Annotated in this window: 12 protein-coding genes; 2 read left to right on the plus strand and 10 right to left on the minus strand. The window is 45.0% G+C overall.

Features of this window, described 5'->3' with window-relative positions; genetic code table 11:
- Positions 1-516 precede the first annotated feature (516 nt).
- The 5 genes from C8268_RS19595 to C8268_RS19615 form a co-directional block, all read right to left on the minus strand.
- Positions 517-1,122, minus strand: coding sequence for a hypothetical protein (locus tag C8268_RS19595; RefSeq protein ID WP_106769222.1), 606 nt, complete (start codon positions 1,120-1,122; stop codon positions 517-519).
- Positions 1,123-1,140: 18 nt separating this feature from the next.
- Entirely contained in the window at positions 1,141-1,968 is an 828-nt protein-coding gene (locus C8268_RS19600) for a papain-like cysteine protease family protein (RefSeq protein ID WP_106769223.1), read from the minus strand.
- A gap of 811 nt (positions 1,969-2,779) precedes the next feature.
- On the minus strand, positions 2,780-3,259 hold the full coding sequence (locus C8268_RS19605) for a hypothetical protein (RefSeq protein WP_106769224.1): 480 nt from the start codon (positions 3,257-3,259) through the stop codon (positions 2,780-2,782).
- Positions 3,260-3,300: 41 nt separating this feature from the next.
- A complete protein-coding gene (locus C8268_RS19610) occupies positions 3,301-3,837 on the minus strand; it encodes a DUF3267 domain-containing protein (RefSeq protein ID WP_106769225.1) in 537 nt (178 codons plus the stop codon).
- Positions 3,838-4,275: 438 nt separating this feature from the next.
- Positions 4,276-5,100 carry a class II aldolase/adducin family protein gene (locus C8268_RS19615; protein ID WP_106769226.1) on the minus strand — a complete coding sequence of 275 codons (825 nt, stop codon included), beginning with the start codon at positions 5,098-5,100 and terminating at the stop codon, positions 4,276-4,278.
- Positions 5,101-5,385: 285 nt separating this feature from the next.
- Between C8268_RS19615 and C8268_RS19620 the strand changes: the two genes are divergently transcribed.
- Entirely contained in the window at positions 5,386-6,147 is a 762-nt protein-coding gene (locus C8268_RS19620) for a DeoR/GlpR family DNA-binding transcription regulator (RefSeq protein WP_106769227.1), read from the plus strand.
- 210 nt (positions 6,148-6,357) lie between these two features.
- On the opposite strand, the gene mtnA is transcribed toward C8268_RS19620, so the two are convergent.
- From mtnA to C8268_RS19645, 5 genes are all read right to left on the minus strand, one after another.
- Positions 6,358-7,446 (minus strand): S-methyl-5-thioribose-1-phosphate isomerase, encoded by a 1,089-nt coding sequence (gene mtnA / locus C8268_RS19625; RefSeq protein ID WP_234032908.1) that lies wholly within the window; start codon positions 7,444-7,446, stop codon positions 6,358-6,360.
- Between the two features lie 32 nt (positions 7,447-7,478).
- Entirely contained in the window at positions 7,479-8,708 is a 1,230-nt protein-coding gene (mtnK, locus tag C8268_RS19630) for an S-methyl-5-thioribose kinase (protein WP_106769228.1), read from the minus strand.
- A gap of 21 nt (positions 8,709-8,729) precedes the next feature.
- Complete coding sequence (locus tag C8268_RS19635) at positions 8,730-9,731, minus strand: ABC transporter permease (protein ID WP_234032910.1); 1,002 nt, start codon at positions 9,729-9,731, stop codon at positions 8,730-8,732.
- A 1-nt stretch (position 9,732) separates the two neighbouring features.
- Positions 9,733-11,247, minus strand: a complete 1,515-nt coding sequence (locus C8268_RS19640) for a sugar ABC transporter ATP-binding protein (protein ID WP_106769229.1) — start codon at positions 11,245-11,247, stop codon at positions 9,733-9,735.
- A gap of 92 nt (positions 11,248-11,339) precedes the next feature.
- Positions 11,340-12,452 carry a sugar ABC transporter substrate-binding protein gene (locus C8268_RS19645; RefSeq protein WP_106769230.1) on the minus strand — a complete coding sequence of 371 codons (1,113 nt, stop codon included), beginning with the start codon at positions 12,450-12,452 and terminating at the stop codon, positions 11,340-11,342.
- A gap of 521 nt (positions 12,453-12,973) precedes the next feature.
- Here C8268_RS19645 and udk point away from each other — a divergent pair.
- Positions 12,974-13,618, plus strand: a complete 645-nt coding sequence (udk, locus tag C8268_RS19655; RefSeq protein WP_106769232.1) for a uridine kinase — start codon at positions 12,974-12,976, stop codon at positions 13,616-13,618.
- The last annotated feature ends 77 nt before the right edge of the window (positions 13,619-13,695 follow it).

Raw genomic sequence — 13,695 nt, forward strand, 5'->3', positions numbered from 1 at the left:
AACAGAAGGAGATTTCCCTGGAACTTGAGGCCTTCCTTGGATGGCTTTGGTTTTGTCTTCTTTGGGTACTTTTTGAGTGAATTAATGTATTTTATTGGGTATTTAAGTCCATTTTTTGTATTTTATATTCAAAAAAAATGCAAAATGTGCAATTATAAGAGTGGAAGCAATAACATTTCAGTAGAAAAGGAGGGTTTATAATGGAAATTGCCAACACAATCATTGAGTTTATCGCCCAGATTGTTCCACAAGCGATTGAATTAATCAGTAATCTGTTCCAGTAATCACTACCATCTAACCAAACAAAGCATGTCCCTGTTACGTGGCTCCAGCCCCGAAACGGGGACATGTTTTTTATATACATTTCGTTAGAATGTAAATGAACAACAGACTACGCAGGCGTATCCCTTGCTGTATAAAAAAACCGCAGCGATTTAAACGCTGCGGGAGTTACAGACAGAACCATATAGCGGGTGGATAAACGTTTGGGCAGTTCCGCCCAATACTCCAACTTTGTCAGTTGGGAGTCTGTTTGCTCAATTGCCTCATCTTGGAGATGACCTTCTCCGGTTGATAAGCCGTATCTGTTGCCAGATCGAGAACATCCGCAGCGCTTCGGGTCAAATAGACTTTTTCCCTGTTGTCGCTTACGGTTACCATGATGCTGTGCCCGACATATTCAAAGTAGAGGATATCGTCATCACGGGTTACCTCGTCTCGTGCCTTCTTGTATATTTGCAGCAGTTCTTTGCTGCGGTTTTCCCCACCCATTTTAATCGGCTCCTTATCCGTAGCCACTACTATTCCTTCCGCTTCCGTGCCATTCATCATGAACCACAATCTTTCGTTCGTAGGCAATAGCATATCTGCAATACCTTCACCCTTGTAGGTTATGATCTTTTTGTCCGGCAGCGGTGAGTATACCGGAATAGAGAACTCAGACAACTGCAATGGATTGCTGCTGTCCGGTACGGCCAAGTTTTCTTTTGGCGCATCCTTAACATTCTGAACATAGTCTTCAAACGCGACTTGTTCTGGTTTCTTCAATGTGATCACCCCCCAGATTAGAATACCGATTGCGGCTACGAGCGCAATAAGCACGACTAGCTTTTTTCGAAACATATCGAAGGCCTCCTCGTGCTATCTCCATGTGGTAGTTGTTCCGGTCCAGGTGAAACTGCTGTTTTGTTGAAAAGAGTTGAATGAATGCGTAAAATGATCTCCATACCACGGGTCCATATAGTTCACATAGGTCGTTCCGTTTGCACCATAATAGTAACCATCCATAACGAGGAAGTGTCCGATTGCCGCTCCGTTATTCCAACGGATGAAGGCTACCATCGGTCGCCCCTTATCCAGTTCACTCTTGACGGTTTGGAGAGAAAGTCTCTGATTATATACCTGTGAATTGACGCCGTAGTTGCGCAATCCACGTTGGAACTCGTAAGCAGTGGCTGGATTGTTATACAACCCACCTTTGACGACACGAACAAATTCTTCTTGAGATACCCTTTTTCCATAGTGTTCCAATATAGCAACCGAGGTTCCTGCCCAGCACCAGTTGCTCATTTTCTGCTTTACATCCGGTACGCTTGCCCCTTTCGCAGGCTGCTGGCTAGGGGTTTCAGACCCGTTCGCCGGAGGATTGCCGTTGACGAACGCTGAAGCCAAATAATATTTGCGGCCGTTATCGTTGTAATAGAACCAGCGGTTGTCATTTTGTCCCGTCCAATAATCCTTCAGTGTTTCTCCTGTTTCCCAGCCGTCAAACTCGACAACGGTATTACCGCGTATCACGAACATGACCGGTGAAGAGGTGCTTGGACCGGAGCGGACATTCACTCCGATTTGAGCTGTCGTTCCTGTAAATTTAACTTCTTCCGCATAAGCTTGATCCACCCATTCGGCTGGAACTCCAATTCCTAAAAACAAGATAAACCCCAGAATAATGCTTAGTAACTTTTTCATGATGACAATCTTCCCTTCATTGATGTTTTGGATGTCATTGCCACAATTTCAGGAAGCCGTTCGTATGCGCTTGTCCCTCCTTTTGTTTCAGAAAGTTTGGAATAGATAGATTTAGAATACAAGCCAATGTTTTGTCTTCCACCTTAGCTTCTAGCTTTTATGGCAAACATCCTATATTAATTTGATCTACAAAATGAGATGAAAATTCAAGGCGTTTTTCCATAATTAAGACTAAATAGGTATAAGATTGAATATTTATTACTACTATTTGGATGATCGATAGAAAGAAACAGGTTCAAATCGCGAATCAGTACGTAAGTTCTATTATCGAGTTATAGAAAAAGCTGCGATATGTGTGAAATAGTAGGAAGGTAATCTATCTTATAAACGGCAGGGACTGGTTGAAAATGAAATGCGGGACAATAATCGGAGATTCAAATGAGATACGATATATGTACATGGGTATTATTTAATAGTAACGGCACGGTTGCGGCAAAGACGTCTCTCAATCGAGGGGAAAGATACAGAAATAGAATTATATATAGAGGAAACACACGAATTCGTGAACTAAACTACCAAATAATCACAATTAAGTACGATTAAAGCAAAAATAAACAGCCCTAGCCCAAGGAAGTTCAGGACCAAGGCCGCTTAATTTAAACACGGCTAGCTATCATTCAGTTTCATAGAAACTTCTTTATTGGCAAGTCTTCGCCCGAACACGATAAAAACAGCGAATCCGAGAAAGATAATGATGCCAGCAATACTGACTTCATCTCTGCTCATCTGCGGGGCGAAAGTTCAAAAATACTTATCTGCTTTCAAGATATTTATTCGTTTCTTTTGTCAGTTCATTCATTAAAAGCCGAGGTTTATTAACTATGCCCTCTTTCTTGATCGTTTCTAAAATAGTTTTCACTTGATCAGCTAAAAAAATCCTATCCTCTCTAGTACCGTAGTTATTACTAGCAAACATATTGAGATTCCGGTGAATATATTGGATTAAATCATTGTTGTACGAGATGTAATCGTAATTATTATTTGGATCAAGGCTAATCACACGATCCATACCAAAAACATAACTTATATCACCATACATTTGGTATATAGGATCGGAACCCTCTCGTAGACGTCCTTCAATCAAATTTAATAAGTCAGTCCGCTGCTCAACCAAAAATGCAATTTGTTCTTCAATATAATTGATTTTATTTTTTTCTAATCCAAATAAAACAATAAACAAAGCTAGTAAAACGATGCAGATAGGTAAAAGAATCACACGTATTTTTTTCATTATGAAACCTCACAGAAATTGATTTGCTTCCTGCCACTATTTTATTGCAAGCGGTAATAGCCTTTGCAAAATACTGAGTTTTTCGGTTTAATGGCAATTAAAAATGAATTAATCATATCTGAGGCAGAAATCAAAGTGTTTATCCAACTCACAAATAATAAGATTGACTTCATATCTCCAGATACAAAAAACGATACAATGACAGGCATGACCGATAATGCAATGAAGGGCAAACTCATAAAGACCCAAAATCTCGGTTTGGATAGAATTGCATTTGTACGTAGCCAGAAAAATATACCGCTAAACGTTAAACTAATGTCACCTTTTTTGTTAATTACAATTATATGAAGGGCTTCATGAATGATGAAGACAAAGATGCCTATTAAGATAAGAGCGAATAAATTGAAATGAGGGAGCCATCCCTCAAAGAAATATGGAATCAGAAATATGATGATCTGGAGCAGATAAACAAACTTCATATAGTGCTTTCGAAACCAATGATTCTGTATAAAAGGAGTCCATTCTGACAAATCCATACTTAATTGCGGTAAGTGTCTGAACCATAAAATCATAAACATCCACTCCTTCAGTCTATCTACCATACGTCGAAGTGCCCATAATTTCGGAACAAAAATTCGTAAACGTTAAATATCAACAATGTAGTTTAACAAAGCCATTATCAAGAGAAATAAATATACAGCAATTTATCCGCTAAAACAATGTATTTTCTGGATATTGACCGAACGTAACTTTTACAATTACGGGAACGATTCAAGTAAAACTAAACGGCCTTTAGTCCGAAGGAGTTCAGGACCAAGGCCGCTTAATTTAAACACCGCTATGATTCAGTTCTATAGAAACTTTTTTATTGGCAAGTCTTCGCCCGAACACGATAAAAACAGCGAATCGTCGCTTGTATGCGCTGATCTGTTCGGCAAACGCTGATCAATATTTTGCAGCACACCTTGAGTAATGTTCTGAATATCGGCTTTTCGTTAATTGAATGCCCACACTCATCACCCCTTCAATTGCAGTTTCTGGAGCACTTGTTCCGTCACTTTCGCTACAATTTGCTGAATCAGCTGCTCCTTGTCCGCTTCACTTGCGAACAACGGCTGCTGTTTCTTACTTGTCATCTCCTTTCGTTCGGACTTGCAGCCCGGTGTGCCTCCACTATGAATGCCCATTTTCTTGCGAATGGCGATCAAGTCTGATACTTGATTGCAATTCAATTCATTAGCCTGCTCAATGATTCGGTTAGAATACATCAGCATTAATGCGTAATGTTCCAATGACTCCAGGCGGTAATAAGCTTCAATAATATCTTTGCCCCATGTCAGTGCGCCATGGTTAGCCAAAAGAACAGCGTTATAATCTTTGCAATAAGGAGCAATCGAATCCGGTACTTCCTGTGTTCCTGGCGTAGCATAGGGTGCAACGGGAACCGTTCCTAATATAACGACCGCCTCCGGGGATACCGCTTGATCGAGATCTATGCCGGCAATTGCGAACGAAGTCGCTACCGGTGGATGTGCATGTGTGACAGCCTTCACCCCTGGATTCTCCTCATACACCCGCAGATGCATCTTAATTTCGGAAGATGGTTTCCGATTGCCTGCAAGCACGTTCCCCTTCATATCCAGTTTGACAAGCATATCAGGGGTCATAAAGCCTTTGCTCACCCCCGTCGGTGTCGCCCAAATCGTGTTGGGACCAGTCTTTATCGTAATGTTTCCATCGTTGGCAGCGACAAAGTTCTTCATGTACATTCTCCTGCCCATTTCACAAATCATCTTCTTTGCTTCAAAATCAGAATAGTATGCCCCGTCCTGCGTCAGCATGCGCTCACCTCCTGTATAATACCTTGAACATGTGTCTTTATGTCATTTATTTTCCTACCTACTACGATGTTTGTCAATGATTTATTTTGTATTTTATTGTTTTATATTTGTTTTTGAAAGAAATAATACTGAATTCATTATTGTTTTGTTATATAAAGATCAAATTTTCTCATTTCTCGCTAACAAATCATATTTAAACCATAAAACCAAACCCTGTTATCCACAAAAAAGTATGTTATACTTAATAAAAACAATAAAATATATGTTTTGTAGGAGCGAATAACGATGTTACCAGTGGCCAGAAAAGCAAAAATAAAAGAAATCATTATGGAACAAAAGAGTGTAACGGTTGCCGCGCTCACCTCGCTGTTCAACGTCACGGAGGAAACGATCCGCCGCGATTTGAAACAGTTGGAGGACGAAGGGGTGCTGACGCGCACTTATGGAGGGGCTTACATCCCTGACGGCGTGCAGAACGACGTTAACGTGAACCTGCGTGAGCATATCCATGTTGACGGCAAGAAGCGCATAGCCAAGCAATGTGCCGAGTTTATCAGCAATGGCGATTCCATCTTTCTGGATGCGTCCACTACGTCACTCTATATTGCGCAGCAGCTGGACAATAAACGGATTACCGTCGTCACCAACTCCCTTAAAATCGCCAATGTTCTGATTGAGAACAGCAATGTGCATCTCGTCTTGATCGGCGGCGGCATTTCTTCCAGCTCCATGTCAGCGCTAGGGCGCAACGCGGAGTTGAACATGAACAGCTATTTTTTCGATTTAGCCTTCATCTCCTGCCGTTCCGTAAGCATGCAGCACGGTATTACCGATTCCAGCGAACAGCAGGCAGAAGTGCGCCGACTTGCCGTTGAGCGAGCCAACAAAGTGTATCTTGTTGCCGACTTTACGAAGTTTGACCGCACCTCTTTCGCCAGCATTTGCCCGCTGGAGCGAGCCCAGACGCTTGTTACAGATAAGCAATTGAACGAGGAATGGCATGAATTTTTGGACCAGCACGATATAGCCCTATATGAGTGCACTTGAGTTCAACTCATGTGAATCAACAAGTTCGAAAACTGAGAAAAGAGCGAGAATACAAAAAGGTTTCTTCCTTTTGTATCTCGCTCTTTTTCAATGATTCATCTATTGATACAGCAGTCTTCAGTCTTCATACGATAATCTAAACAAAGACGGTTCCCTGCCCCCTACCGTTGTTAGATAGTGAGCAGAGATATTCCATTCCTCATGTTGGCATTATTTATCCCGATCCTTGGCGAACATGGCCGAAAGACTCTCCGTGAACGGCGGATAGGCAATGCCATGCTGAGTGACAATTGCCGTAATCAGCTCATGATCCGTAACATCAAACGCCGGATTGTACACGCTCACCCCAGCCGGCGCCATCGGTTTCTCATACCACTGACTTGTAATCTCCTCTTCCGGGCGCAATTCAATATGAATATCATCCCCTGTCGTACAATGCAGATCAACGGTCGATAACGGCGCGCATACATAGAACGGAATGCCGTAATGTTTCGCCAAAATTGCCACGGCTGAAGTACCGATTTTATTGGCTGTATCGCCATTGGCCGCTACCCGGTCACATCCGACTAGGATAGCCTGAATTTTACCTTCCTTCATGACGATGGAAGCCATATTGTCACAGATAAGGGTGACATCAATGCCCGCCTCATGCAATTCCCAGGCCGTTAACCGCGCCCCTTGCAAAAGCGGCCTCGTCTCATCGGCATACACCTTGAAGCCATAGCCCTGTTCATGCCCCAAATAGATCGGCGCCAGCGCCGTGCCGTACTTAGCGGTCGCAATCGCACCGGCATTGCAATGAGTCAAAATGCCCCATCCCGGCTCCAGCAGCGACAAAGCATAGCGCCCGATCCGCTCACATACTTGCTCGTCTTCCACCCGAATTGCTTCTGCTTCCTCACGCAGCGCTGCTTTAATCTCGGCTATCGAGCGGCCCTGCTCCTGCTTGAAGCGAGCCTCCATCCGGTCAAGCGCCCAGAACAGGTTAACTGCTGTCGGGCGGGACGAAGCCAAGTAATCTTTAACCTGCTTGAAATCTTCTGCCAGTTGCTCCATTGTTGTCGCCTTCGACGCTTTTACTCCTAAATACAAACCGTATCCGGCTGCAATCCCGATCGCTGGCGCACCGCGTACCTTCAAATAATAAATCGCATCCCAAATCTCCTTCATTTCTTTCAACGGCAAAAATCTCTTCTCGTTCGGCAGCACGGTCTGATCCAAAATAACAAGAGTATCATTCGCATCATCCAGCGTAACGGATTGAATCATGGCCGCTGCCGCCATTTCCTTATCGTCCATCGTTTATACCCTCCTTGTCTTTTTGTACACGATCACGATCTGCTGTACACTTCGCCTGCAGCCGCCACGACATTCGTGAAATCGGCGCCGTTTTTCATCTGCTTACGCTCCATAATGAAGCGTTTGCCCATGACGATGCACATCTTTTCTGCACGCTCACGCGCAGAAGCATCTGAAATAGATGTAATATCTTTCACTCCTGCGATGCCAAGCGTCCTACGGCACAGTTCCAATCCGGCTACGCCTGCCGTATCCTGCAAAATCATATCCAGATAATACTCGGGGAACCCTTTGAAGCGAGCCGTTCGCTCCGTTCCCTTCTCCTGCCAGGCTTCCATCAGTTTCGTCTTGAACAAATCGACGATGTCCCGAATCGTCGTTAGCAGCCAGTCCAGATGGATCTCTTTTTCCGCTCCCTCCTCCATCACACTTTCCGCATGTAAAAAGGCAAAAATCAGATTGGCGACAACATTGCCCACATCGTATCCGGCCGGTCCATAGAAGGCGAATTCCGGGTCAATCACTTTGGTCGAATCCGCTTTCACAAAAATCGAACCCGTATGCAGATCACCGTGAATCAGCGACTGAGCATTCGTCATAAACTCAAACTTGAGCTTTGCCGTCTCCAGCAGCAGCGCCTCATCGTCCCAAAGATACTCTTTGACAAACGAGCGCAGCGGCGGATACACATCATTGCGCGGACAATCGTAGAACGGTTCGGTATAAACGAGATCTTCCGTAATTTCGCACAGGTCCGGATTAATAAACTGCTTGACACATTGCTTCTTCTCTTTATGATTCATGACGACGTCCGACGTGAATAGCAGTGTATTGACCATAAACGTCGAGATATGTTCAGCGAACAGCGGGAATTGCTTGTGTTGCATTAACGCCGTGCGCAATATTTCATGATCGGACAAGTCCTCCATCACGCAACAGTTCATGACCGCATCGTATTTATACACTTCCGGCACCAGCCCGGGTGCAAGGTCGTGCTGCAAACGGAGAATTTCCGCTTCGATCCGGTTGCGATCCGGCGATACTTTAAACTCATCGGAGATGCGGGCGACCGGACCGGCTTGCTTAATAATAAGCGAGCGCCCCGCCTTAGCATCTTCTACACGGAACACATAGTTCAAATTACCGTCTCCGATTTCCTTACATGTCAGCTCCGCATCTGGAGCAAAAAAATCCAACTCGCTCAAGGCATATTGAACAACATCGCTTTCCGTCATTGTGAAGTACGAATTGAACTTGTTCATTCCTATCTCCTCCTGCGATCGTTAATTCTGTTTGTAATACGTTAAAGCGAGCGCAAATGCGAGTACAGTTCCTTTAACAATGTCCATCGCGTAATAAGGAACTGACAACATGACCAGTCCGTTCTGCAAAATCCCGATCAGAACCGCGCCGATGAATGTGCCAAACGCATTTGGCCTGCCGGCACCGCCGACAGAGAAACCGATATAAGCAGCGGCCACAGCATCCATCAAATACGGAGCGCCTGCATTGACCTCCGCCGTCATGACACGCGATGCAAGCATAATGCCGCCGATCGCCGCAAAACCTGCCGACAGCATATAGGCGAGTACCCGGTATTTATTGACCGGGATTCCGGACAGTTTGGCCGCCTCCCGGTTGCCGCCAATGACATACATGTAGCGGCCATGCTTCGTGTAATTCAGGAAAATATGAACGAGAACTACAACAACGAGCATAATGATAATAATCCACGGTACTTGGCCTATTTTTGCGAAAAACGTGCTGATTTCCCCCATGGCGAACGATCCATCGGGCATCACCATATTTTGCGAAACCGTCGCCCCGCGCGTGTACGTTAATGCCACCCCTTGGATAATGAACATCATCGCCAGTGTCATCAGCATGTCTTGAATTCTCATCTTTACGATCATGAATGCGTTTAGCACGCCGGCGACTAAACATACCGCAATCGCAACCACAATGCCGACAAACGCATTTTGCGAATGCCAAACGAACATGGAAATCACGACAGCGTTGGCCAGCGAGGCAACGGAACCGACCGATAAATCAAAGCCGCCGACCGACAGCGAAATCGTAATTCCGATCGAAATCACGGTAACAATCGAAATTGAACGTAAAATATTGATGATGTTGGACGGCATGAGGAAACCATCGGCCATCAGTCCAAAAACACCGATAAGAAGTACAATGGTCACAATCGTTCCATATTTATATAAAAAATTAAAGAAATCGAAAGACTTGGACGCTTTTACTGGACGCTGCTGCTCAATCCTTGCGCTCATGCTACTTTCCTCCTGTCGAGTAGAACAGTAATTCTTCTTCATTGGTCGCGCTCGTTGAGAGCTCCTTTACGATCTGGCCGTCATACAGCACGTATACACGATCGGTAATACCGATAATCTCCGACAATTCGCAGGAGGCATAAATAACGCTTTTCCCCTGCTGAGCAAGCTGTGAGATCAACTTGAAAATGTCCTTTTTCGCTCCGACGTCAACGCCTTTGGTCGGTTCATCGAAAATGTATACTTCCGCATCGGTCGTCAGCCATTTGCCAATCGCCACTTTCTGTTGATTTCCGCCCGACAAATTTTTGACTTTCGCCAATTCATTTGGCGTTTTAATGCCCAGTTCCTGAATGAGCCTGCGCGCCTCTTTCTTCTCCTTCCCGAATTGCAGAAATGTCCTCGATACACAGAACTTCGACAAACTGGCGACCGATAGATTGCTCGCTACCGACTCCTGCACAAGAATACCTTCTTTGCGCCGCTCCTCCGGGACAAGGGCAATCCCCAGCTTTACGGCCTCGTTGCAATTCCGAATGGAAAGCTTCCGCTGCTGCAGCACAAGCTCGCCTGTTTCAAGGCGGGATGCGCCGAACAGCGCTTTGCAGAGCTCCGTTTTGCCAGCGCCTACCAAGCCAGCGAGACCGATGATTTCCCCTTTGCGCACGTTGAAATTAATATTTCTCAATTTCCCCCGATCGGACAGTCCTTTCACTTCAAAGTTGGCGCCGCCGATTTCGATCGGAATTTTCGGAAATTGATCCCCCATTTTTTTGCCCAGCATATGCTCGACCACTTCATTCTGACTTGTGTCTGCAATCCGCTGCTTGATGACAAATCTTCCATCCCGCATCACGGTAATCTCATCACAAATTTCAAACAGCTCGGGAAGGCGATGCGAAATGAAGATCACGCCGACATTGTCCTGCTTCAAATCACGTACAATCCGGAACAGCTCCTCGGTCTCCGAATGGCTAAGCGGCGCTGTCGGCTCGTCTAAAATAAGAAAGCGACACTTCTTCGTAATCGCTCTCGCGATCAATACCATCTGTTTCTCAGCCAGCGTCAGCTCACTGACCAGCTTCTTCGTCGGCACTTTCACATTCATCCGCTCGAGCGTCGCCTTGGCATTGATGTGAATCCGCTTCCAATTCATCAACTGCTTCTTCCCCATATCGTTAACGGTGTCATCGAGCATAATATTCTCACCTACCGTTAAATAAGGGATTAACGCGGTATCTACTTCCTGGTACACGATTTGAATGCCCAAATCTTTGGCATCTTTCGGAGAACGGATATGCACCAGCTGACCATCGATATAAATCTCACCCGTGTAATGGCTGTATGCTCCAGACAGCACCTTCATCAGCGTCGACTTCCCCGCCCCGTTCGCACCGATCAACGCATGAGAGCTTCCGGTTTCGGTTGCAAAATCTACATTATCCAGCGCCTTTACCCCGGGAAATTCAATCGAAATCTGCTTCATCTCCAGGCGAATCGCTTGCTGTGCAGTCATCTTTCCACCTCCTGTACAAAAATGGGAGGCAAGCGCCAGCAATTCCTGTGTTTTGACGGCTCCATCCCTTAACGCTCCCCTCCGTCACCTTCTTATTGCCCTGAATATGCATTCTTAAGCGCTTTCATCCAGTCCTCTTCAAAATCGTCGCTAACCCCCCAGCCAGCGATAATCTCTCCAAGGCTTTCCATATTGACCTTCTCCCCGCTCAACTGTTCCTGCGCTATCAATGTCGGCTTCAAATTAAAGGTTTGCGGCGTTTCTTCACCGGCGATTTTCTTTGCAGCGAGTCGCATGTTTACAGCGCCGATCACTTTCGGGTCTACAGCAGCCGTCGTTACCCAAGGGCTGTTCTTTTCCTGCATGAGCTGTAAATCGGCGTTCGATACGTCAATGCCGTAAATTTTGATTTCATCGCGTCCAGCCTCCTTCACGGCGCGGGCCGCACCGATCGCAAACGCATCCCAAGTTGCAAAAATAGCATCGATCTCTCCCTTGCCATGCTTGGTTAACATGGCGGACACTGCATTTTGCGTCTGAACCGACGTATCCGATGATGCAACGCCAAAGCGCTCGATTTCCTTCATTCCCGGATTGTCTTTCAAAAATTGCTGGTACACATTGTTGCGGCTTACCATCGGCGGAAATCCATCCACCCACAAGTACACGATGTTACCGCTTCCATTTAGCTGTTTATTCATACTTTCCAAGGCAAGTTTGGCAAGCTGCTCATCATCCTGTGACGTCAGCGTCACCCCGTCAATCGAAGCAAGATCAGGATTGGAGTCAAAGGTAACGACTTGAATCCCTTTCTCTCTCAATTTCTTCACGTTATCTACCGTCGCTGCATCATCCCCGTGCGAGATAATAACGCCGTCATAGTTTTTCTCCATTGCCTGTGCGATCGCATCGTGAAACTTGGCCGTATCCCCGTTAGCCGAATACGTATCGACGGTGAACCCCATCGCCTCTCCTTCTTGTTTCGCCCCCGCCAAGTATTGCGCTGTATGATCGTCACCTCCAATTTTTCGGATAACCATAACCTTCACATCTTTTTCCGCAATAGGCTGAGGAAGATTTTCAATTTTGCTTTTGTCCACATTTGGTTTGCTTTGCGCAGAGTCCCCTCCATTTGAACATCCAGCCAATACAAGTAAAACGGCCAACATCATGATGACAAATTTGGCAATCCTCTTGAACTTCATCTCCTGCACCCCTTTTAAAAAAATAAGTAACACTCCAGGCCCCTGTGATCGTTTACAAAAACCTGTTATTGAGTAAATAGTACCACCTTTATACCTGTATCGCAACGAAAATATATTGTTTTATATTTCTTTATGTTGTTTATATAATTAATCATTTTGTTTATTGAATAAAAAACATAAAAATATGCCATTATTTTCAATCGTGTGCGAACAAAAACCAAAACAATAAGTAAAAACATAAAATTATCATGCACTAAATTAGGAAAACCATGAAACTCGATAGGATATAAACCGAGACCACAGATGAATCCAATCATTTCCTTGCTTCCCAAGCATAAAAAAACGCCCTTGATAACATCAAGGACGCCGTTCAGCTAATAATTTCATCAATCTTTGGACACTTTTTACTCTTCTGTCCTTGTTAAAGGTTCGGAGCCTCAGCCAAGGTGAAAAAATACACATACTATGATAGAATATTGAATTGCAGTGTACGAAAGCCTTAGGGAGGTTTGGGGAACACCATGCTCATTATAGGGATCGCCGGCGGAACTGGCTCCGGCAAAACGACGGTGGCCCGGTCTGTCATTGACCGACTCGGACCCGGCAAGGTTACTTTTATATCTCAGGATAATTATTATAGGGACAACCCACAGCTCACTTTCGCTGAGCGCGAGAAGATCAATTATGATCATCCTTTTGCCATTGACAATGAGCTGCTTATTGAACATCTGGAGCTTTTAAAGTCAGGACAATCTGCGCATGCTCCGGTATATGACTTTACGACTCATGCCCGCTCCAAAGAAGAAACGGTGGAACTGACACCAAACCATATTGCGATCATCGAAGGGCTTCATGTCCTCTCGGACGAGAATCTTCGAAAGCTGCTCGATATTAAAGTGTTTGTGGATACTGACCCTGATGTACGTATCCTTCGACGAGTCGTGCGGGATATCGAGGAGCGCGGCAGAACGATCCGATCAGTCCACGAGCAATACTTAAACACAGTCAAACCGATGCACGAAGCTTTTATCGAGCCATCCAAAAAATATGCCGATATTATCATTCCAGAAGGCGGGGAAAACGAGGTCGGCATCAAAATGCTGTCCATCTTGACTGAAAAATACCTGACGGGTGATCGAACTTGGGATGCAACCAAGAAATCTTGATTCAGCGCATGGTTTGAAGCCGAATATCTCATAGACAACAAGCTGTCCCGGTAATCTGCCGAGACAGCTTGTTTATG

It is taken from the genome of Paenibacillus faecalis, assembly GCF_900289175.1.
Classification (GTDB): Bacteria; Bacillota; Bacilli; order Paenibacillales; family Paenibacillaceae; genus Paenibacillus_AQ; species Paenibacillus_AQ faecalis.